Source organism: Vreelandella venusta, assembly GCF_007989605.1.
In the GTDB taxonomy this organism is placed as follows: domain Bacteria; phylum Pseudomonadota; class Gammaproteobacteria; order Pseudomonadales; family Halomonadaceae; genus Vreelandella; species Vreelandella venusta.
The window spans coordinates 28274-51152 of the sequence record NZ_BJUL01000014.1 but is presented as its reverse complement, the minus strand read 5'-3'; the positions used below and the strand labels follow the sequence as shown (position 1 = coordinate 51152).

At 50.5% G+C, this 22879-nt stretch carries 21 protein-coding genes; 18 read left to right on the top strand and 3 right to left on the bottom strand.

Features of this window, described 5'->3' with window-relative positions; genetic code table 11:
• The first annotated feature begins 25 nt into the window (after positions 1-25).
• The 11 genes from HVE01_RS14920 to HVE01_RS14870 all read left to right on the top strand — a co-directional run bounded on the left by HVE01_RS14920 (position 26) and on the right by HVE01_RS14870 (position 14242).
• Complete coding sequence (locus HVE01_RS14920) at positions 26-277, top strand: hypothetical protein (protein ID WP_125750052.1); 252 nt, start codon at positions 26-28, stop codon at positions 275-277.
• Positions 270-3170, top strand: a complete 2901-nt coding sequence (locus tag HVE01_RS14915; RefSeq protein WP_186808854.1) for a glycosyltransferase — start codon at positions 270-272, stop codon at positions 3168-3170. The genes HVE01_RS14920 and HVE01_RS14915 overlap by 8 nt, the downstream gene beginning before the upstream one ends.
• A gap of 51 nt (positions 3171-3221) precedes the next feature.
• A complete protein-coding gene (locus HVE01_RS14910) occupies positions 3222-4073 on the top strand; it encodes an ABC transporter permease (protein WP_244973738.1) in 852 nt (283 codons plus the stop codon).
• Positions 4074-4121: 48 nt separating this feature from the next.
• The gene (locus HVE01_RS14905; protein ID WP_146944922.1) at positions 4122-5315 is read left to right on the top strand and encodes an ABC transporter ATP-binding protein; all 1194 of its coding nucleotides are present in this window, start codon (positions 4122-4124) and stop codon (positions 5313-5315) included.
• Positions 5312-6070, top strand: coding sequence for a DUF4214 domain-containing protein (locus tag HVE01_RS14900; protein ID WP_146944921.1), 759 nt, complete (start codon positions 5312-5314; stop codon positions 6068-6070). The genes HVE01_RS14905 and HVE01_RS14900 overlap by 4 nt, the downstream gene beginning before the upstream one ends.
• Positions 6067-7095: a glycosyltransferase family 4 protein gene (locus tag HVE01_RS14895; protein WP_146944920.1), complete on the top strand. Its 1029-nt coding sequence runs from the start codon at positions 6067-6069 to the stop codon at positions 7093-7095. Before HVE01_RS14900 ends, HVE01_RS14895 begins: the two co-directional genes overlap by 4 nt.
• Positions 7096-7646: 551 nt before the next feature.
• Complete coding sequence (locus HVE01_RS14890) at positions 7647-10667, top strand: DUF4214 domain-containing protein (protein WP_125750034.1); 3021 nt, start codon at positions 7647-7649, stop codon at positions 10665-10667.
• 134 nt (positions 10668-10801) lie between these two features.
• Positions 10802-11590 (top strand): SapC family protein, encoded by a 789-nt coding sequence (locus tag HVE01_RS14885; RefSeq protein WP_125750031.1) that lies wholly within the window; start codon positions 10802-10804, stop codon positions 11588-11590.
• A 198-nt stretch (positions 11591-11788) separates the two neighbouring features.
• Positions 11789-12349, top strand: a complete 561-nt coding sequence (locus tag HVE01_RS14880) for a hypothetical protein (protein ID WP_146944919.1) — start codon at positions 11789-11791, stop codon at positions 12347-12349.
• Between the two features lie 98 nt (positions 12350-12447).
• Complete coding sequence (locus HVE01_RS14875) at positions 12448-12660, top strand: DUF6447 family protein (RefSeq protein WP_125750025.1); 213 nt, start codon at positions 12448-12450, stop codon at positions 12658-12660.
• 403 nt (positions 12661-13063) lie between these two features.
• Complete coding sequence (locus tag HVE01_RS14870) at positions 13064-14242, top strand: O-antigen ligase family protein (RefSeq protein ID WP_244973737.1); 1179 nt, start codon at positions 13064-13066, stop codon at positions 14240-14242.
• Between the two features lie 78 nt (positions 14243-14320).
• Here the strand turns inward: HVE01_RS14870 and HVE01_RS14865 are convergent, their stop codons facing one another.
• Genes HVE01_RS14865 through HVE01_RS14855 form a run of 3 tightly spaced genes read right to left on the bottom strand, consistent with a single transcriptional unit; the run spans position 14321 to position 16507 of the window.
• Positions 14321-15157, bottom strand: a complete 837-nt coding sequence (locus tag HVE01_RS14865) for a glycosyltransferase family 32 protein (RefSeq protein WP_146944917.1) — start codon at positions 15155-15157, stop codon at positions 14321-14323.
• A gap of 41 nt (positions 15158-15198) precedes the next feature.
• Entirely contained in the window at positions 15199-15792 is a 594-nt protein-coding gene (locus tag HVE01_RS14860; RefSeq protein ID WP_125750016.1) for a FlgO family outer membrane protein, read from the bottom strand.
• Between the two features lie 4 nt (positions 15793-15796).
• The gene (locus tag HVE01_RS14855; RefSeq protein WP_125753689.1) at positions 15797-16507 is read right to left on the bottom strand and encodes a hypothetical protein; all 711 of its coding nucleotides are present in this window, start codon (positions 16505-16507) and stop codon (positions 15797-15799) included.
• Positions 16508-16667: 160 nt separating this feature from the next.
• On the opposite strand from HVE01_RS14855, the gene HVE01_RS14850 reads away from it, so the two are divergent.
• From HVE01_RS14850 to HVE01_RS14820, 7 genes are all read left to right on the top strand, one after another.
• Positions 16668-17681: an OmpA family protein gene (locus HVE01_RS14850; protein ID WP_146944916.1), complete on the top strand. Its 1014-nt coding sequence runs from the start codon at positions 16668-16670 to the stop codon at positions 17679-17681.
• Positions 17682-18029: 348 nt separating this feature from the next.
• Complete coding sequence (locus HVE01_RS14845) at positions 18030-18989, top strand: HAD-IIB family hydrolase (RefSeq protein WP_146944915.1); 960 nt, start codon at positions 18030-18032, stop codon at positions 18987-18989.
• Entirely contained in the window at positions 18986-20206 is a 1221-nt protein-coding gene (locus HVE01_RS14840; protein WP_146944914.1) for a glycosyltransferase family protein, read from the top strand. The genes HVE01_RS14845 and HVE01_RS14840 overlap by 4 nt, the downstream gene beginning before the upstream one ends.
• A 591-nt stretch (positions 20207-20797) precedes the next feature.
• Positions 20798-21664 carry an MBL fold metallo-hydrolase gene (locus HVE01_RS14835; protein WP_146944913.1) on the top strand — a complete coding sequence of 289 codons (867 nt, stop codon included), beginning with the start codon at positions 20798-20800 and terminating at the stop codon, positions 21662-21664.
• Between the two features lie 27 nt (positions 21665-21691).
• Entirely contained in the window at positions 21692-21883 is a 192-nt protein-coding gene (locus tag HVE01_RS14830) for a YgaP family membrane protein (RefSeq protein WP_125750001.1), read from the top strand.
• Positions 21884-21901: 18 nt separating this feature from the next.
• The gene (locus HVE01_RS14825; RefSeq protein ID WP_125749998.1) at positions 21902-22363 is read left to right on the top strand and encodes a YeeE/YedE family protein; all 462 of its coding nucleotides are present in this window, start codon (positions 21902-21904) and stop codon (positions 22361-22363) included.
• A gap of 10 nt (positions 22364-22373) precedes the next feature.
• Positions 22374-22811 (top strand): DUF6691 family protein, encoded by a 438-nt coding sequence (locus HVE01_RS14820; RefSeq protein ID WP_186808853.1) that lies wholly within the window; start codon positions 22374-22376, stop codon positions 22809-22811.
• The last annotated feature ends 68 nt before the right edge of the window (positions 22812-22879 follow it).

Here is a 22879-nt window from a genome sequence, read left to right as displayed (position 1 = left end):
GATTTGAATGCACAAGGAGCGACGCGTGATCAAGGCTGCCATCAAACAGCGACTGCGCATTATCATAAAGAAGCTGATCAGCTTCCCGACGTTTAAGCGGCTAGGGCAGCGTTTGCTGAGCCCGTTTCCAAGGCTAAGAGGATGGGTTATTCGATTGGTGCAGGCGGGCCAGTATAGCGATCTTGCTGCGTCAACCCGAATCGAAGGTTATGGAGAGCGTCAGCAGCGGTTGATGGATGGCCTTGAGCGGCGTAGGAAGCAAGCCACTCATGAATAATAATGTCACGCTTTATATTGCCGATGCTCGTCATGCAACGCGGTTCACCCGGCTTGAGGATTGGTTGGCTGCGTTCTCGAATGCTTTCATGCCGGATGGTTCTGCAAACACCGCTGATGCCCATGTGCTGCTGCTTGGCTTTGATCACGCTGCGTTAATCGATTGTCATCGGCACCTATTTAATATTGGCATTGCGCCAAGGCGCTGCCATGCCTTACTACGTGAGCAGGAGGACGTACTAGCGTCAGTCAGTGATGCTTTGGTAGATATTGTCGTGCAGCATATGGCGAATGCAATGAATCCCGCAGCCATCGTCAATATTGCCAACGGTGAAACATTAACGGTTGCTTCGCCAGCTCCTTCGCCAACTACTGCGGCTAAGCCTACATTGGCATTTGTGTCACCCTTGCCGCCGCAGGCGACTGGCATTGCCAATTATAGCGCGGAACTCCTACCGTATTTAGCGCCTCATTTCACGCTTACGTTGGTAGTTGATCAGCCTGAGCTTGATGCTGAGCTGAGTCGTGCGTTTGAGTGCATTGATCCAGCTACCTTTAGTCAGCGTGCCAGCGAGTTTGATTATACCGTCTACCAAATAGGTAATTCGCTTTATCACGCTTACCAGTTTGGTTTGCTGCAACGCCACCCGGGTATTGTCGTACTTCACGACTACTTTCTGTTTGATGCGGTTTGGTGGCTTAATGAAAGCGGGCTGAAGCCCAACGCATTGCTCCAGCAGCTCTACACTGATCATGGTTATCCGGCGTTACTTGCCCATGCCGAAGCTGCGCGAGATGCTCGAGGTGCCGAACAGTTTCCGGTGAATGGTTTGGTCACTCATCAGGCTGGCGGGATGATCTATCATTCCGCTTTCGCACGTTCTCTGGCTGATCGCTGGCAGTTAGGGCAGCTGGCACCCACTTACTTGGTTCCTCATCTACGTCAGTTGCCGATGCCGTTTGATAAGCAAGCAACACGTAAGGCATTAGGAATAGCTGTTGACGAGCGAGTCATTGCCAGCTTTGGGGGAGTTAATCCCAAAAAGCTGACACACGTGCTGTTAGATGCTTTTCTGGGTGATGCTGATGCACAAGCGCTTCCTGTGGCTAGTGCAACAGGACGCCCCTTACGGTTGGTGCTGGTCGGTGCTCAACATAGTGGTGAATATGGGCATGCCTTGGCGCGTCGACTTAAGCAACACCCCAATGGCCACCAAGTGACAGTTACTGGCTATGCTTCTCGCGAAGAGTATCAGTGCTGGTTACAGGCAGCGGATATTGCCGTGCAGCTACGCACGCAATCTCGAGGTGAGACCTCGGGAGCTATTTTTGATGCTATGGCCTATGGCGTTGCGGTAATTGCTAATGCTCATGGTAGCAGCGCAGAACTACCTGAGCAGTGTATTTGGCAATTAGCTGATGGAGCTGAAGAACAGTTGATCACGCCGCTACGAGAGGCGCTTTGCCAGCTGTGTTCTCATGACGATGAACGTGAGCTCCTGGGGCAGGCAGGGCGCGACTACGTAGCGACAACTTTGGCGCCAGAGAAAGTGGCTGAGCAATATCGCCAGGCGATTATAGACGCGCCATTAGTGGCGCCTCGTTACCGCTATGAGCGCTTCCTGGATCAGTTGGCGGCACATGCGCCACTGAACATGGCACTACAAACACCTGAAACGGCTAAGCAGCTGACTCGGGTACTGAGCGATGTAGATGTTACCCCCGATGAGTGTACGCCAAGGCTGCTGTTTGATGTCAGCACGATCGCTTGGGAAGATTTAAAGACAGGCATCGAGCGGGTCACGCGACGCATTGCTGACCATCTTCTACGCCACCCTCCCGCTGGCTGGAGGGTTGAGCTGATTCGTTGGGGGGGAGACGATTTTTATCTCGCACGAGGCTTCGCGAGCGAGCAACTAGGACTTACGCCCCCAGGACCTGACGTACCCATTGAGGCTCGTTCCGGAGATCGCTACGTAACACTTGAATGGGCACCGCCATTATTAAAGCAGGCGGGGCATGTAATGCGTCGGATGCGTGCCTCCGGCGTCAGATTCTATTTTACCGTTCATGATTTACTACCGTTATCTCTACCAGAGTGTTTTCCTGAGCATATTCCGGCCACCATGAATGAGTGGTTTGCTTCTATAAGTGAGCTGGCGGATGGCATTACCTGCGTATCACGACATGTTGCTGATGTAGTCGAAGCTGAGTTGGATCAGCGGGAAACTGGTAAAGAACATCGGCCCTGGGTTCAACATTTTCATCTTGGCGCTGATTTTAAGTCTCCTACAAGTGGCGCTGATGCAGCGTTAAGCAAAGTCGAGCGCCAGTGGCTTGAGCCGTTAGCGCAATGCCAGGGGGCTACCTTACTGATGGTTGGCACGATTGAGCCACGTAAAGGCCACCGCCAGGTGCTGGATGCACTGGAGCAGTGTTGGTCTGATGGTGCCGATATCAATCTAGTGATCGTTGGTAAGCAAGGTTGGCAGGTCGGTGATTTGATCCGCCGTATTAAGCAGCACCCGCGGCGAAACACGCAGTTATTCTGGGCTCAGGGTGCCAGTGATACGCTATTAGAGACTCTTTACCGGCGCAGTGATGTGCTGGTGGCCGCGTCCTATGGGGAAGGATTTGGTCTGCCACTGATCGAAGCGGCTCATCATGGCATCGCTATCCTCGCTCGAGATATCCCCGTCTTTCGTGAAGTGGCAGGCAAGTACGCCACATACTTTAATGCGGATACGCCGCAAGCATTGGCTCAAGCACTTCAGGACTGGGTTCGGGACTGGCAAGCTAATCAGGTGGCAGGATCTGATGGTATGCCGTGCCTTGACTGGCAGCAAAGTAGCCAGCAATGGCTGGCGGCAGTGCTAAGCGACCATTTTCGCTAAATGATGCTAATTACTCTTCGAAGTTGATGATCCACCAAAGGAGCCATGTTCATGGCATTGCTTGGTAACAGCAAGCCACGCTTAGCGCTGGCGCAGCGACTGCGTCAAACCCTGAGCTGGTGGCGGCAGCACTTGCCGTTGATTGTCCTGCTGACGCGTCAGGAGTTGGTAGACCGTCATAAAGGCTCAGTGCTAGGTCGGATATGGACGCTGCTTTCACCGCTGATTAATATCCTGGTGTTTGTGCTGATCTTTTCGGCCATTATGGGGGCGCGGCTTGAAGGCTTCGGCGCTGAAGTCGAGCGGTTTACCTATAGCATCTATCTGATCAGCGGTATTCTCGCCTGGACGGCCTTTGCAAAAAGCTTAAGCGCCATCACCAACCTGTTTATTGAACGAGCGGGGATGATCACCAAAGTCAACACCTCGCTAGCAGCGTTGCCACTCTCGGTACTGTTTGCTGAATTAGTGGTATATCTGATCAGCATGGTCTTTTTTGCGATATTTTTGTTGATGATAGGGTTTTCTATTGACTGGCACTGGTTAGCGATCCCCTTTGTGCTAGCTCTACAACTGGGCTTTACCTATGCTCTGGGGTTGTCATTGGCCATTCTGGCCGTCTATCTGAAGGATATTCGTGAAGGCGTCGCAGTGCTATTACCCGTTTGGTTCTGGCTAACGCCGATCGTATATGTTGACGATATTATTCCAACTTGGGCGCTGGGGTTGATTAGCCTTAATCCGATGTTTCAGTTTATTGACGCCTATCGTGAGCTGATACTGTATCAGCGCCTGCCAAGCGTTGCAGGACTGGCGACAATGCTGGTGATAACCCTTGGATTGATGTATGCCGCCTTCTGGTTGCTTAAACGCACCGAACGGGATTTGCGCGATTCATTGTAATAAAGGTACAGCGCACATTGTTAGCGTTCAGCGCCTCAGGAGATGACTGTGATAGTTGTTAAAGATTTGCATAAATCCTTCAAGCTGTTCACCTCGCCACGTGAGCGTTTGAAAGAAGCCCTGACAGGCAAAAATTATCACACTCAGCATATCGCGCTGGATGGCGTCAGCTTCGAAGTTGCTGCGGGTGAAGTGCTGGGTGTTCTAGGTCGTAATGGTGCCGGAAAGTCCACATTGCTGAAGCTGCTTACCGGTGTGTTGATGCCTGATGCCGGCAGTTTGCATATCGATGGCCGTGTCACGGGGCTATTAGAGCTAGGGACGGGGTTCAATCCCGAACTTAGTGGCATCGATAATATTACGATTAATGCCTTAATGCTGGGTATGAGCCACGCGGATATTGAGCGCCATCGAGACGCAATTATTGAATTTTGCGAGCTGGGTGACTATATCCATGAGCCGTTGCGTACTTACTCCTCGGGCATGGCCATGCGGCTTGGGTTTGCTATTGCGATTCACGCTGACCCCGCCTGCTTTTTGGTGGATGAAGCGCTTTCAGTGGGGGACGGCTATTTTCAGCAAAAATGCATTCAGCGTATCCGTCAGTTTAAGCAGGAAGGCGGGGCGATTCTGTTTGTCTCCCACGATCTTAATGCAGTGAAAGTGTTGTGTGATCGGGCGATTGTGCTTGAAGGAGGGCGTCTAATTTATGACGGAGACTCCGAAGGCGCCGTTAATCACTACAATCGCATTATGGCCGAACAGGCTGAGGGTGATGATTTACGTGACGGGGAGTCTGGTGCTTTTGGTACCCAAGAAGTGTTGGTTAGCCATTGCCATGTTCAGGGGCAAGATAGTCAAAGCCCGATGATTGCGAGTGGCGAAGTTTTAGAGATTCATTTACGTCTGAAAGCAAATGCTACGCTCGATGATGTCGCTTTAGGTGTATTGCTGCGTGACCGTTACGGGCAGGATGTGTTTGGTCAGAACACCCATCAACACAAGATTGTGTTGTCTGTGGTAGAAGGCGAAGAGCGCGAGGTTGTGGTGCGTATTAAGGCGGATATTGCGCCAGGTAAATACACCCTTTCTGCAGCACTACATTCCAGTGACCACCATCTGGATGATTGCTACTGGTGGCATGACAGTCTTGACACCTTTGAAGTGGCAGGCTATCGCTACAGCAAGTTTTCGGGTTTCTGTCGATTAGACTGCTCTTTTGATATGGGGCCCTTGGTATGACAGACCCTGAGCGCGACATAGATGCTCTGATCAAGCAGCTCAAGGATGAATCAATGCTAGTGGATACACAGAATTCACTGGCCATCGAGAGTTGGTTCACGCTATGGCAAAAGCGCCTTGTACCTATTTTTAAACTGCCACGTCATCGACTTTATGAGCCACAGCAGCCGCGTCTGGCTGAGCTGATGAGCGTGCATCTTGATGATGAAATGTTTGTAGACCGTGCTTATATCTTTCTGGTTGGGCGCTCGTCAGACCCACAAGGTGCTACCTATTATCGGCAGATGGCTGCCTGTGAAGGACGAATTTCCGCGCTGATTGAATTGCTTGAGTCCGATGAGGCGCAAGAGTATGCCAGGCAGCAACGGTTAAAGTTGCCTAGTCATTTACTAAGACTGAGTGGTTTGCGGCAGCGTCTCGTTTCTCTTCCAGGTATAGGGCGCGGGGCTTGGCGATTGGTAGCGGGATTAGTGTGGCGCCATTATGAACAGCGCTGGCGTGAAGCGGGTGAGTACTACGACATTCTCGCCCATCACGGAAAGCGCCAAGAGGAGCATCGAGCGCTTGCCATGACGTTAGCAGAAATGGCAAATATTCAGCAGCGTATCGTGGCACAGATAAATGCTGAGTCGCATGACCAGTCATCCAGCACTGAGTCTGCTAAATGGCTAACGGCAGAACAAGCGGTTGCGATGATGGATATGCTGAAGCGCGCTGAGCAGGAGTTAAGCAGTAACGAGGAGAAAGCGTCATGAAAATTTTGGTGACGGCCAACCATACTCCTTTTATTGCGGGCGGCGCCAACTATCACGTAGAAGGGTTAGTCGCGGCATTGAGGCTCTATGGTCATCAAGTAGAGTGCCTACGCCTGCCATTTCACTACGAGGAAGCCCAAATTGAACGTCAGATGATGTTCGCCGAACAGTTAGATCTCAGTGCGCCAAACGATGTGGCGGTTGATCGTGTAATCAGCCTGCAGTTTCCTACCTACGGTGTGCAGCATCCCGAACATGTTATCTGGTTGATGCATCAGCACCGTGTTTGCTACGAGCTCTATAACCCCTCGCAAGCAAGCGCTGCCTTGACAGCCTTAAAGCCGCAAGTGGAAGCATTTGATCAGCGCCACCTTGGTGCTGCTAAGCGTTTGTATGCCAATTCGCCTCGTGTGGCTGAGCGTCTAAGCCACTACAACGGTTTGTCCGCAGTACCGCTTTATCACCCACCTTATCAGGCAGAGCAGTTTGTCTGTGGTGATGATTGGGGGTACGTATTTTACCCAAGTCGCCTAGAGCCGTTAAAGCGCCAGTCGCTGTTAATAGATGCCTTAGCGTTGACGAAAACGCCTGTAACATTATTGCTAGCGGGGGAGGGAAGTCAGCGACGCCAGCTGGAAACTCAGATAGATAAGTTAGAGCTGAGCAATCGAGTGCGGTTTCTAGGGCATATTTCTGAGCAGGAAAAACGCACTTTGTATGCGCACTCGTTGGCTGTGGCGTTTCCTACTTTTGATGAGGATTATGGCTATATCACTCTGGAAGCCATGCTAGCCTCGAAGCCCGTTATTACCTGCACAGATAGTGGTGGTCCTATCGGATTTGTCGAGCATGGAGTAACGGGGTGGCATTGTGAGCCAAGCCCCCAAGCGCTAGCTGATGTGTTAGATGAAGCCTATACTCATCGTGCGATGGCCAAGCGGATGGGGGAACAAGGTCGTGAAGCCTACCAAGCGGCAAACATATCATGGCATCGTGTTGTTACAACGTTAGTCTATGATGAGTAGAAACAGTGATGTTTGTTGCGCTTATTTATAAGTCTATCAAAATCAGTGATCTACATAGGAAAGCCTGATTTTAAAGCGTTGCTAGTGATTTCTTACTAGTAGGCTCCTTCTTCTATAGAGGGCATCATTCCCATCTAGTATTGCAAGAGTTGCTCGCATCGCTTTATACTGATTATTAGCGACCAGTGTTCGAAAACGTGAAAGTTCGGAAATTTACTTCATGGAAAGGTTCTGACACCGCTGGCTCAATGGTAGCGCGAAAACTTTTAGTGCTTTGGCCTAAGGTAAGTTTTGACATTGAGTACGTACTTTGTAAGTAGCTTGTGGAGTTCTTGCTACCGTCGCAGAGAGATTGACTTATCTTGGTACGTGACATTACATTAGGCGTGTTCCAGCTACTGTTATGTAGTGTAAGAGTATCAGCAGTATAGGTTCGTACCATACGCTGAAACTGCACTATTTGAGGAACCTAGAAATACCTTGAGCGCTCAAGGTGATAAGAGCCGCCTATCGTAGGTGGTATCTTTCTTAAGCAAGGAGACTATAGTCCCATGGCAACACAAGAGAATTTGAACTTGGCTCAACAACTGTATGTAGCTTATTACGGCCGTCCGGCTGATGCAGCTGGCTTGCAGTTTTGGGCAGAAGAAATTGAAGCCAACGGAATTGACGCCGCCATCAGCGCTTTCGGTAACTCTGCTGAGTTCACAGAGCGTTTTGGTGATTTAGACAACGAAGAACTGGTTAACGGTATTTATCAGCAAGCGTTTGGTCGTGATGCTGATGCTGAAGGCCTGGCTTTTTACACCGAAAAGCTTGAGTCTGGTGAATTAGATCTGGCGACTATCGCTCTGACAATCGTTCAGAACGCGACAGATACTGACGCTAAAGACGCCTCTGCGCTGGAAGCAAAAGTAGCAGCAGCAGATAAGTACACTGTGGCCGCTGGCGATAAGCACTCAGGCGAAGCAGCTGATGATTACGCAGCTGAGTTCTTGTCAACAGTCGACGCCGATACCGATGTTGATGCACTGGACTTAGGCCCGGTTGTTGCTGGTATTCCTTCTGACGGTGGCGACGGTGACGGTGACGGCGGCGAACCGTCCGAAACCATTAACATCGACTTCAACAATACAACTTCTGTTGGCGGTAACGGTTCTTTCATTATCGACGATGAAGGTCGTTTAGTGTTTGTTCCTGGCACCGAAGACGCCGATGGCGGTTACGTTGCCGTTGAAAATGGCACTGGTGGTACTACCGTCAGCAACATTGGCAAAATCGAGTGGGACGAAGCTGGCCAAGTAGTTACCAGCTCTAAAGACTACACTTTCAATCTGGCTGACCAACTGCACTCAGGTGAGCAGTACAACGGCTTGTTCCTGAGCCCGGTACTGACCGCTGAAGACCGCAGCGCGGATTCCCAGCTGTTTATTGACCTGCTTGACCTGCGTACCGCACAGACCAACCGTCCGCTGGGTGACCTGCCGGTTAACGGTTTCCGTTTCTCTGTCGGCGGCGAAACAGTTGTCCTGCAGTCTGAAGACATCTTCGCTGCAGAAACTTATCCCGAGCTGCTGACTGCGGTACAAAACGCGATTGCTGCTAGCGACGATCCGCTTCTGGAAGGCTTCCAAGCCACTCTGGGCGGCGAGTTCCGCGCTCAAGATGACCAAGGTGTTCAGGTTTCAGGTACTACCCTGGTACTGACCGACAGCAAAGGTCGTCAGATCGAAAGTGGTAACTTTACCTACAGCGAAGACGCTTCTGCGGGTGGCTTCACACTGTACGGTGAGCAGAGCACTGAAGCGCCGCAAAGCATTCAGGAGCTGATCGAAACCAATCTGAATCTGGATAACATTGGTTACGGCTCACAAGGCGGCTCTATCAACCTGGTTGGTCAGTCTAACTCTGACAAAGGTATTGAGCAGATGAACGTCACAGCAGACAACACTGTCTGGCTGACGCGTCTGGAGTCTGACTCTGCTGGTCGTGGAAATACCGGTGCTAATGTTGATGGCTCTCAGTTCCTGAAAGAAATCAACCTGGAAGGTGAAGGTAAATTCCTCGTTGGTCAGCAGGATGGCGAAGCTGTTCTTGGCCTAGCTGATCTGGTTGGCGCTGACACAACAGCTTACGGTCTGGTTGACGTTCAGGACTTCAATGGTGGTAGCTATAACGGCGACATCAAACTGAACGCTATCATCACTGAAGAAGTAGTGGCGCGTGATCTGGATGCGATGGACGATGACGTCGATCCGAAGAGCGACAACGCTACCTTCAACTACACCACCGCTGCAGGCGACGACCAGGTTTCTCTGGCGCTTTCTGATGAGCTGATGGCGCGTGAAGATGCTAACGTTGTAGTCGACACTGGCGCAGGTGATGATGTCGTTGAGACATTCATTACTCTTGAAGACTCTGTAAGCTTCGACGACTTGGCTGACCTTTCTGATCAGCAGCTGAACGCTAACCTGACCATCGCCACTGGCGAAGGTAATGATGTTGTTCGCACCTGGGGTGCAGGCGATGCCGTTATCGGTACAGGCACAGGTAACGATGTTGTCTACGCTGACAACTCTGGCTTCCGTAACGATCGTTGGGAGTTCAACTCCACTGCCGCTGCTGGCGCAATGCCGACAGATGTATCCAACAGCGATACTTCACTGTCCGACACTGCGAATGGCGTTAAGCAGACGTTCAGCGTTGACGAAGGTGCTGAAATCCAGGTTCGTGTATCCTTTAAAGGCCACGAGACCGTATGGGTTGACGTACCGAGCACCGACGGTGGCAACACTGGCGATACTATCAGCACCCTGCAGGTTAACCAGGCTATCAAAGACGCGGTTAATAACGACCACGTACTTGCCAACCTGCTGGAAGCATTCGATGGCGATGGCAACATCCTGAACATCGAATCTCTGATCGATGGCAACAACCTTGACGCGCTGGATATCTCTTTCCGCGATCATAACAGCAACACTACCTCTACCGATGGCCTAGCGGCTATCAATGCACTTTACGGTGAGAAGGTAGATTCTGATGTTTCTGGTCAAACGCTTGGTGGCGCTGACAGCGAAGCTGAAAGCGACAACACCATTGACGTTGGTGCTGGCAACGATGTTGTTGTATTGGGTACCGGCGAATTCAGCAATGACACGCTAGTACTTGTTGATCAGTTCGGCAACAACGATATCGTTAACTTCACCGTTGGTGACGTTAACGGCCACGATATCCTTGACTTCACCAGCTATGGTGTTAATCGTGCAACTGTCGGTTCAAATGACTATAACGTTGCTAACGATGAAGTTAACCTCGTGTCTTTCAATGCAGCCGACTTCGATGCGGACACTACCTTCGCTAACCTGAATGCCGATGATATCCGTGACGCGATTGGCAACACTGTCGACAACGGCCGTGTTGACAGCATCGTAATGGTTGAGTCTGGTAATAAGGGCATGTACAAAGTCTTCGATATCAACTCTGCAAACGACTCTACTAGCTACACTGTAGAGCTGGTTGGTACTCTGGACTTCGGTGATTCTCTGGCACTGGTTGACGCCAACATCGCCTAAGCGACACTGCTCAAATGATGGGTGACTGCTAAGTAAGTTTGTCACCTGTCATAAGCATCTGTTGTGCACATAAGCCCCACTTAGCTTGCTAGGTGGGGCTTACTCATTTGTCTGAATATAAAATAGGTAAGCATATGTCACGATATGTACCGCTAGATGCTAATCAGCACGCTCAGGGCGGTTGGTTGCCTTATGTGGATTATCTTTTTGCCTCCGATCAAACGTTAGTTGCCATATCACTGGAAGAAGTGCCCCACATTCTGAAATCGGTTCCCCTTGCATTTCGTGAGGTGGGGGCGGGTCGTTATCAGCTGGTGGCTGTCCAATCATTGACTCAAAACGTTAACCTCTGTGTGGCGCCAAACGGTCGCTGGCTGACGGGGTATATCCCGGCGCTGTATCGTGCTTATCCCTTCCGTTTACAACCTAACCAAAACCAGCGCCAGTGGTCGCTTTGTATCGATATGGATAGTGGCCTATGGCTGGCTAATGCCAACGAGCAGGGTAAGCGCTGTTTCAATGACAGCGGTGAGGATTCAGAGACGTTAAAGCAGCTACGTAGCTTCTTGAATAAAGTGATGCAGGGGCAAGCATTGGCCGCTCGTGCAGTCAATGCGTTGGCAAATGAGAAGCTAATTCAGCCGTGGCCGCTGAAAACACAAGGCGATAATGAGCAAGTTCAGCAAGTCGAAGGCTTATATCGTATTGATGAAAAACGCCTTAATGCCCTAGCCCCCGAAGCGTTATCAAATTTGCGTGATGCGGGAGGGCTTAGCCTTGCCTATGCGCAATTACTATCCCAACATCGTCTAAATAACTTAGCTGAACTTTATCGCCTACATCACGCGGCTGCGCCGAATGTTGAAAGCTTAGATGAGTGGTTTGAAGAGAGTGATGACCTACAGCTAAGTTTTGATGATTGAGGTTGATTGATTTCTTGCTTTCTGAGTTAACGGTTAGATGGGTAGCAGTATCCCGCTCGTCACGACGTTTTGCCTTTTGTACTGAATAAATTTAGCTTTATAAGGTTACTGCTGGGCTTTGAAAAAAGATTTTTTACCAAGCGAGGTGAATTCAGTAGAATATAGCGCTTATTTTAAAGGCGACGAGATTGGAGCCTAATGTCTAAAATGCCCAAAAGCGTCGTGCTGGAAGGACGTCGATACCCTACGTGGGTACTAAGTTCGCGTGCGCGTGCTCAGTTGATGAACCTTCAGCAGGTAGACGCGCATATTGCTGAGCTGCGTGAGCGATTGGCGCACTACTCAATGGCTCGAACGCTTTGCCAGCAGCACTTGCGAAATGCACTACCTAAGCCTCTCAGTCTACCTGCAGGCCGATGTTATTGGCACACGGTGCCAAGAGAGTGGGTTGAACTGTCTGACGTATCATGCCCTTTACACGCTGTGCCGGGTGGGCATAGCTATCAGGAGGGGGATACGCTAGTCGTATATATTAAAGGGCTTGGCGTTGTTGGTTGGGGAGCGGTAACGGTTGACAGCTCTTCAGTTTGTCACTTCACTTGGCGTTGTCGAGTGGCGTCAATGGCAAGTGTTATACCGGCTAAAACGTTAAGTCAGTTTGCGCTTCGCCATCCTACTAGGCCATCACAACGTCTGCCTAGTGACGCTAATATTGGTCGTTTATTTGAAATGCTGAATTCTCGATCACTCTCCAAGTGATAGGTAATTTTATATATCGGTTTATAACCGATAAGCAATAGAAAAGATGTAGCGATATTGTCGCATTAAACTTTATTTTGATTTACTAAGGAGCTTTTATGGAAAAGCAAGAAGCCAAATCAGTCACTATTGATGGCCAGGAATATAATCTTTCCGATCTCTCAGAAAATGCCCGTAATCAACTGATAAATCTTCGTCTTACGGATCAAGAGATTCAGCGTCTTAACCAGCAGCTTGCGATTGCTCAAACAGCTCGCGCTGCCTACGCAAATGCACTCAAAAAAGAGCTGCCAGAGCAGCGCAAGCACTAACCATAAAGCAACGTATTTGTACTGTGCGCAGCACTTCGGCGAGCGCTGTTCCTGGAAGTGGGCTATTGATCCAGGAACGGGGTAATGGCTTAAATGTTCTGCTCAAACAGTGATATAAGAAACTTTATGCGCGTTATGGGGTAGGGTGCCGGAGGATGCTCAGGCCCCCTATCTTTGCTTGCCCACCTACTTTATTTGCCCCCTATTGCTCCCGACTGTGTGCTATCTAACGATACCATCGTCATGTCTCTTATATTGCGCATGGCTGTGGCATCTTCAGGTGGGTGGTTATGCTACTATTCGTGGTTTCCATATAACCGCTGGGTCGCCTACCTTTATGTTTAGTCGTCTTTTTTTTCCTTCTGAGTCTCTAAGAAGTGTTACTGGGATTGCAGTGTTTCTAATGGGAGCCTTGGCCCTCATTGTTCCATCGGGTTATTCCATTGGCCCTCTGTTGTTATTACTTGTCAGCATTTCCCTATTGTTTTTGCAATCGCCTTATTCACTCTCTTCGAAAGACCGCTGGATAATTTTGACGTTAGTGGTCTACGGAGTGGTTGTGGGGGGGCTTTCCATTATAGATCTAGGCGCTAAGGGCTTTGATCGCCCATTACGCTTTTTGCTAGCCATTCCAGTATTGCTACTCATTTTACGCTTTCCGCCACGCCAGACATGGTTATGGAGCGGGTTGTCGCTGGGCGCCATAGGAGCAGGTAGCTGGGGGTTATGGCAGCGGTTTGGCAATGGAATAGAGCGTGTTGGTGGCTATTTACATCCCATCCAGTTTGGCAACCTAAGCATGTTGATGGGGGTGTTATGTCTAGCAGGTTTAGGTTGGGCGGTGCTTCAGCGTCGACGCGCCATTTGGGTGGTTTTACTGCTACTAGGGGCTTTGCTGGGAATGCTAGGGTCGCTAATGTCTGGTAGCCGTGGTGGATGGGTGGGTCTGCCTGTCATTGGTTATGTTCTTTATCGTGGTTTTGGGCGTCAGTTGCCGTTGGCGCTAAAAGTGAGTGTGGCTGGGCTGGTTGTGACACTGGCTACGTTGGTATTTGTACTGCCTCAGACGGGGGTTCAGCAGCGCGTTAATTCGGCGATTAGCGATATCAGCCTGTATGTTTCAGGCGAGGAGAGTAATACCTCTCTTGGGTTACGTTTTGAAATGTGGCGTGGGGCATCGCAATTAATCATTCAGCGTCCACTGCTAGGTTGGGGAGAATCGGGGTATGAAGCGGCGATGATTAATTTGGGGCAGCAACAAACTATCTCTCCGGTGGCGGCTCAATTTGGTCATGCCCACAATGAATTTATCGATGCGCTGGCCAAGAGGGGGGTAGTGGGGTTAGCTGCTCTCGTGATGCTCTACATGGTGCCGCTGAAAATGTTTGCTTCTGGGGTGGTGCACGAAAACCTGCAGATAAGAGCATTAGCGCTGGCAGGTACGCTGCTTCCGGTTGCGTTCATTGATTTTGGACTTTCCCAAACCTTTTTAGCCCATAATAGCGGTGCAATGTTTTATGCGTTTTGGTTAGCTGTTATATGGGGATGTTACAGTGCTTACAATAGAGCTCTTCAAGATTAGCAAAATGCTATAAAGCGTAAGCGTCTAAACGTCGGCTTATTACCAGCTGTGGCTGGATATAGGCCGACGTTTATTAACTTATGAGTCGTTTTTATGCGGTGAGGTTGTGGATTGTTCTACGGTTTCAGAAGCGACAATTGCAACTTTTTTCTGCTCTCTAGTCCATTTTCCTGCTTTTTTATCAATATACTGGAAATGCTCGTTAGTGAAATTTCCTTGATTACAGGCGTGGCGGTACGACACTGTGGGGACGGTGCGTTGATCTAATAGCTGAATAAATACGCCAGGACCCGTAAGTTCAAATACGTTGGTGAGAGTGTTCTCTTCAATGTTTTGCTGCACTTGATCAATCAGTCTGCGTAGGTTGGGGTTACCTGGCTTGCTGGCGATGAAGTAATTGCTTAGCTCGCCCTTACGGGTGGTGACGTAGAGTTCGTCAATATCACCAGGGACAACACGGGAAAGCGGCCAGATGGCATGTGCGTCAATATCAAGGTAAACGCCGCCGTATTTGTAAAGCACCATAAGGCGCCAAAAATCAGCCTGCGCCGCACCAATTTGTAACTTTGAATAGCTAGTGAATAGGGCGTCGTCGAAATTTTCCTTAATGAAATCACTGCGCGCATCGGTAATCATGAAGCGATATTCGAAGCGAGGAGCCATGAGACGATTGAACAAATAGTTCAGATAAACCGGAAGGGTCACTCTATTGGTAAAGTTAGTCTGCCAAATAATACGTGGAATAGTCGAACTGTGTTTAGGCTTTAGCCAGGGTGCGGCATAGGCTGGCAGCGTGAAGCGCTTGTTTGGCAGAACGGCATGGAATATATAGCTAAGCAGCTTGGTAATGTTTGCGCATAGTTTTATCAAGCGACTAGTGGCCACGATAAGTGGTTTGCTTGTGCGGGTGGGCATGTTCATCCTTTTCATTCGTGTCGCGGCAAGCGGTGAATCAATTACCAGCCGCCTTGACCTTCCAATAAGCTGCGGGTGTTATTATCCAGCGGCAGTTTAAAGTCAGCGCTGCCAAGCACCATCGCATCGCCAGCGCGAACGACTCGTGCACTCACATAGAGATAGTCCTGGCCTTGTGCATAAGTACCCATCAGTATTGAGCGTGCATTGTGCTGGGCGCTAAGACGTTGGACTTGGCGGGATAAAATTAATTCGCCAACGGTTTCTTCAATAAACATACTGTCACGCATTTTGACTTCGCGTACCTGCATGCCTTGCCTTGCAAGAGCTGACGCCATAATTTCTGAGCTAATACGGCCAAATGTAGATGATTGGCTTAAGTTATCAATACTTACAAAAGTAGCCGCGATCATCGGGCTATAGCGTGTAAGGTTCGGGTTGCTGGCAACCATTTGCGCGGCAGCCGCGTGAGCTAGCTCAGAGAGGTCTGGCTGAGGCTCAGCATGTTGCATGCTATTGTTATTGCCAAGTGCGGTGCAACCCGCCAAAGACAGCATAAGCAACGCAGCGATAAGCTGACGAGCGCCAACTGCTAGGCCGCGCAGCGGAGACAGAGAGGAAGAGAGTGAAAGCATGTAATTACCAAGTATCGGTGATAGAGACAGTTGGAGTTGCAGGCGCTTGAGGAACACGATGTGGCGCATAGTGACGCCGGTCACCAGCATTTATGTAATAAATATTAGAAGAGGAGTAGAGGATTCGGTCATTATCAACGATCTGGGTGGTGATGATAACCTCCTCTTTGCCCTCTTGCGTCCAACTGCCGCTGGTTGTATCTGCCACCATCGCAGCGGGAATTAATGCAAGCGCAGGTTCGCTCCAGTTTCCCAATGCCATGCTAGCCACGGTTACGCCACCGGCAAGGGCGGTGTAAGTGCCAAACGGTGGGCGTATATAGCCGCGATCACGATGCTCAACAACTTCCACGTCCACTTGAACGGTGGCACCGCCAGTGCTGGGGTGTGTCATCACGCTTCCACCACGAGACACTAGTTCACTTGTTAATAGCCTGCGAAAACCACGTTCAAATTCGCCACCGTAATAGGCGCTAACGGACGTATGCTCTTGCGCTGGAATATGGAGGTCTCTAAAGCGAACCCGTTCATTGCGAAGAATGCCCGTCGCTTCGTGTTGGGCCAGCACTTCCCAGTGCTGAGCTGCTTGCATACGCTGCTGTTCACTATAGGGGTAGGTAGTCGCAATGGGGGCCTGCGATGTGTTGGCATAAAAGCAGCCGCTTAGCATCAGGCTCGCCAGTCCAATACAGGCAGGGCGCAATAGTTGAACCATGGATGGTGACATTGTCGATAATGAAGCAGCTCTTGATGACATAGGTCGGGTGCGCACCTGATTGTTCCTTCTCGCTACGAAACGGCTTTTGATAGACTAGTTTGCCACGCTTACCCTAGATCGGCCACGAGGTTAAAAACTTGAATGAGTGATGCCCCACATGCTTGAAGACCACCGCACTGGTCCGCGCCATGATTCATTGCTAACCGCCTATCCAGAAGATGAAAGTAATAGCGGTTGGATGATTAGCTATATTGACATCATGACGCTACTGGTAGCCCTGTTCGTTATTATTATTGCTGCGGCTAATGTGACAAGCCCATCACTGTTTCAGCAACAAGCTGCCGATGAGGACGGCTATGAGTCATCGCCTGCTATAGAGATACCTCTGCCGGATACGCTTGCTGAAGCCCGCCAACAGCGCGCGGTACTAGGCATATCACCTAGTAGCGATACGCTTAGCCCATTTGCGATTAGCGCTGCGTTGGGTGTGGCAGGGTTGCCAAAAACTCGCTCTATTGTTGCGGATGTGCCTCCTTTATTGGCGCGGATTGAGGAAGCATCGATAGATACCCAGCCATCGACAGTCAATCGTAGGCTTCCACAGCTGTTGCTGCCTAGCGATGAACGTCAGTCTGTTTCACCGTTGGCGGATTACATGGTAGTACTCACCGATCGTCCACCGGTTAATGTGCAAACAGTGTCCGATGTGGCGATGAATAGCGCGTTAGCACTTGATGAGAGGTTGTCTGAGCGCGTGGAGACCTCGACGTATCTACCTAACTTGGAAGGTGTTGAAGTTTCCCGAGTCGCCGAAGGGATCAGCCTGCGTGTACAAGATCGGTTGTTATTTCCCTCTGCCGATGCCCAGTTGACAGAAGGCGGTTCGTCGCTAGTGGGGTCTTTGATGGATACCATCCAGCGCTTCGACGGGGAAGTGTGGGTGGAGGGGCACTCTGACAGCCAATCCATTAATACCCCAGAGTTTTCGTCCAACTGGGCGCTTTCAAGTGCGCGTGCGATAGCGATCGTAGAGGCACTTGAAGCCGCAGGGGTTGCTCCAGAGCGGTTACGAGCAGTTGGGCTAGCGGCCACCCAGCCGCTAGAAGATAACGATACTGTGGAAGGTCGGGCGCGCAACCGTCGCGTTGAGGTAGTTATTCACGTGGACTAAGGAATAGATCAAAAAAAACCCGCCGGAGGGGACGGGTATGAAAGGGCTTGGCTCACTGCAGCCCACTGGCATCAGGTGAGGGGGTGTACAAGGCTGCCAGTGGGTACAGCTTTAGTATAGATATTTGTGAGCTTTTGCCAAGGGTGTGTCGAGCTTTTTTCAGTTTATTTGCGCGCTATTTTGGTGCGTCAAAATTGCGTTGCTTGGGTGCTTATAAAAAGACAGCTACTTATTAGTAGCTAATCTTATGATTATTAAAGATAAAACCGTATTGGCATACAAACTGCTTGATTGCTTATCTAAAAGTGGACGTGTGTAACAACTTTAAGATCGCAAAAAGGTGGTGCTATGACCCAACACAGGCGTACTGCGTTGCCCAGTGATGCTCAGTTACCAAGCGACTTAGACCCAGCGCTTCAACCGCGTTTAGTCGTCACTGACTTGGACGGTTCATTACTAGATCACCACAGCTATGATTTTTCACCTGCCAAGCACTGGCTTGCCCGCCTTAAAACGTTAGGGGTTCCGGTTATACCGGTCACTAGTAAAACTCGTGCTGAACTCATCCCACTTCGGGAAGCCCTTGGGCTAACAGCGACTCCCTTTATTGCCGAGAATGGTGCCGTCATTGGTCTGCCGCCAGGTTGGTGCCATGCGCGTTTAGACCGCCCCGGTAATGGCCGAGATGGCGTCGTTATTAAGCACACCGGTGTTGATAGTGGTTTCATTAGGGCGCGACTCAATGTTTGGCGCAAGCGTCTGGGTGTTAGGTTTACTCGAATGGGCGACTTAAGTCTTCAGCAGGTAATGGCGTTAACCGGGCTTGATGAAACCCGTGCGAAAGCTGCGCGGCAGCGAGAGGGAAGTGAGCCACTTATTTGGCAAGATACCGCAGCTGCACTTGAAACGTTTCGCGTGGCACTTGAAGGCGATGGTCTTGAACTCACACAAGGGGGGCGCTTTTGGCACGTGATTGGGCGCTTGTCTGACAAAGGTGGTGCTGTTGAGTGGCTAATTAAGCGGTTTACTGCATTACGAGGCAGTCAGCCACTTTCATTGGGCTTGGGTGATGGCCCAAACGATATCACGATGCTGGAAACTGTCGATCAAGCTGTGGTGATTCGAGGTTGCCACGCACTTAATGTTGAGCCGCAAAACCATGCGCTATATCGAACAAACGCAACTGGACCAACAGGCTGGGCTGAGGGGGTAGCCCACTGGTGGGGGCGAGATGATAGGCGTCTAAAAATGACGCCAGTGGATGACGTCGCTGCATCAGTTTACCCGTCACGGGAGGCTAGCGTATGAGTGATTTTCATCAAAATGGTGTGATTACTGATTTTCACAACTTAACGCGCCGTCCTGTTGCGGCACTTGAGCAGGAGCTTTGTCAGTTTGCCAAACGCCGCCCAATGGGGCTGATCTTGCCCTCGCTTTTTTCTGAACTGGAAGGGCCTGCGCTGTCGGCGATTGTTGATGAGCTGGTGAAAGTGCCTTATCTCAATGAGATTGTTATCGGTTTGGACAGGGCAGACCGGGAGCAGTTTTTATATGCACGGGAGTTCTTTTCGCGCTTACCCCAGCACACTCGAATCCTATGGAATGACGGTCCGCGCTTGCGCGCCATCGACCAAGAATTAGAGTGTCATGGTTTGGGGGCATTAGAGCCAGGTAAAGGAAGAAATGTCTGGTATTGCGCTGGCTATGTGCTGAGTTCAGGTCGCTCCACCGCCGTTGCTCTTCACGATTGCGATATTCTTACCTACGACCGTGGCCTTCTAGCGCGCCTTATGTATCCCGTCGCGAATCCCCGTTTCAACTATAGTTTTTGTAAAGGCTATTACCCGCGTATCGCCGAAGGAAAGCTTAATGGGCGTGTTTCTCGGTTGATGGTGACGCCTCTGCTACGTGCCTTGAAAACTGTCTGTGGCCCGTTACCCTATTTGGACTATTTAGACAGCTTCCGTTACCCGTTATCGGGTGAGTTTGCTATGCGCAGCGATGTACTAGAGGGCATCCGAATCCCCGCTGATTGGGGGTTAGAAATTGGCGTACTGTCGGAGTTGCAGCGTAACTATTCCCATCGTCAGCTATGTCAGGTAGATATTGCCGACGCCTATGACCATAAGCATCAGCCTATTAGTGAAGAGGACGCTACCAGCGGCTTGAACCGAATGAGTCTGGATATCGCGAAAGCGCTGTATCGTAAGTTGGCTACCCAAGGGGTTAGCTTTAGCAGCGAAGACTTTCGGACGCTCAAAGCAACCTACTACCGTTTAGCCTTAGACCTCATTGAGGCCTATGATCACGATGCGACAATGAATGGACTAAGTTTAGACCGCCACTGTGAAGAGCAAGCGGTGGAGCTATTTGCCAGCAATTTACTAGAAGCTGGCAATCTGTTTTTAGATAACCCTCGCGAACGCCCCTTCATTCCCAGTTGGAACCGTGTGCAAGCGGCGATGCCTGAGGTGCTAGCCCGTATGCATGAAGCGGTAGAGCTCGATAACCAGGGTGAGGTTTAGACCATTCATTTCACCGCTAATGCCGCCATGTAATCGCAGCGTCTCCTAGACAGCGGGGTAATGTTAGTTAAGGCTAACTGACATTACCCCCTAGCCCCATATAGCAAAGTGGCCACCTCCCAAAGCGTGCATCGCACGTCATTCCCGAGTCACCGCATTGTCATTCTCGAGTCACCGCACTGTCATTCTCGAGCCACCGCATTGTCATTCTCGAGTCACCGCACTGTCATTCTCGATTCACCGCACTGTCATTCCCGAGTGGGGTTATCGGGAATCCACCTTGACCTTGGCCTGCAGCAGCCCGAAATCCCAGGTCAACATGGATTCCCGCTAAGGGCCTGCGGGAATGACGAGAGCGGCTCGGAGGGCTGGGGTGGAGTCATAGTCAGGCGCTTATTAAACAAAAAATAGCCCATCGGCTAATGCAAGTCAGCGAGGTGCTTTCTTGTCTCGTGACAACTGGTTGGCGAGCAATATTGACCGTGCTCAAGAAATGGCTTTAAATTCCAAAAAAGTATAAACATATAACATTTTATGGTCTATGATGATTGCATAGCAGCATCACTACTTGCCATTAGCGGGAGGCACAGAATGCAATATCCTATTGTTACCCACTTCTTTGATGAGCCCACCAACACCTTTAGCTATGTAGTGCAAGATCCAGAGAGTAATGCCTGCGCTATTTTAGATTCGGTACTGAATTTCGATTATGCCGCGGGACATACGGATGTACGTTCTGCGGATGAGATTATTGAGTTTATTCGTGATAACGACCTTGAAGTGACATGGATTTTAGAAACCCATGTGCATGCTGATCACCTCTCTGCGGCGCCTTATTTACACCAAGCATTAGGTGGCAAAACCGGGATTGGTGCACACATTGTCGACGTGCAGGAAATTTTTGGTAAAGCATTCAATGCAGGTACTGAGTTTGCTCGGGACGGCAGCCAATTTGATGCGCTGTTTAACGAAGGCGATACGTTCACCATTGGCAGTCTTCAAGGGCGCGTGCTGCATACGCCGGGTCACACGCCTGCCTGTCTTACTTATGTGATAGGCGACGCGGCCTTCGTTGGCGACACACTATTTATGCCAGATTACGGCACTGCACGCTGTGATTTTCCCGGTGGTGATGCCCGTACGCTGTATCGCTCTATCCAAAAGGTGTTGGCACTGCCGCCGCAAACGCGGCTGTTTTTATGCCATGACTATAAAGCACCAGGTCGAGACGTTTATCAGCACGAGACCAGCGTGGCGGAGCAGCGTAATGCAAACGTTCATGTGCACGAAGGCGTTACGGAAGATGAGTTCGTGAAAATGCGCACCGAGCGCGACGCCACGCTAGGTATGCCTAAACTCATCATTCCTTCCGTACAGGTCAACATGCGCGCGGGAGAGATGCCGCCTGCCGACGACAATGGCGTTGTCTATCTAAAAGTCCCTATCAACCGTTTTTAACTGATATTGATCATCGAGGAGCAGAACATGAAAGCAAACGTTGGTGGTATCGACAAAGTCGCAAGAATCGTTGTTGGTCTTATTCTGATCATGCTGGCGCTTACCGGCACCATCGGTGCATGGGGGTGGGTTGGCGTTGTACCACTCGCCACAGGGCTGTTTAATTTTTGCCCACTGTATCCTCTGCTGGGCATCTCAACCTGTAAAAACAATCAGTAGCACAGCAAGGAGATACCTGTGGACTGGATGGCAAGCCTGCAAGGGCTCGTTGGTGGTGTATTGATAGGCTTATCCGCGGTGTGGCTGATGGGAGCCTTGGGACGCATCGCCGGTATTAGCGGCATTATTGGAAACTTAATAACCCAGCGCCCCAAAGGCGACAGCGCTTGGCGCTTGGCTTTTGTGGTTGGGCTGGTGAGTGGCCCATTACTGGTGATGGCAATGGGAGGCGGGCTGGGTAACGTTGCCGATGCTCCCGGTGTGGTGATTGGGCCCCCCGCTGGCGGTGTGCCGCTGATGTTGATCGCCGGTCTGTTAGTTGGGTTAGGCACAGGGCTTGGCAGCGGCTGTACCAGCGGCCATGGCGTTTGTGGCTTAGCACGCTTATCCCCGCGATCGATGGCCGCCACTGGGGTGTTTCTGCTCACAGCGATCGCCACGGTCTATGTGATGCGTCATGTGATTGGAGGTGGTGTATGAGGCGCGTGATATGAAGAACACTGGTGTGAATAGTGCAACAGTAAAAACCGCTGCTGGCTATATCGCTGGTTTACTATTCGGGCTTGGGTTAGCTATCTCAGGTATGACGGATCCTGCCCGTGTACTTGGCTTCCTTGATGTAGCTGGCGCTTGGGATCCAACGCTGATGTTTGTGTTGGGCAGTGCAGTAGGCACCACGTTTGTAAGCTATCGATTGGTATTTGCCCGTGGCGAGCCGCTGTTTAGCGCTAATTTTCAGCTTCCAACTAAGCAAGCGTTAGACGGCAAGCTGCTGGGTGGCGCAGCGCTATTTGGCATTGGATGGGGTCTATCTGGTTACTGTCCTGGCCCTGCTATCGCCTCCATTGGTGGGATCTCATTGCCGTTATTGGCGTTGTTGGCCGCGATGGTGGCAGGCTGGTTTATCGCAAAACGTATTAGCCAGTAGCGTTAATGTATAAACCACTGCTATCGCCCTTGTCTCTATAGGCAAGGGCGTTTTTATAGCAGTTTTTT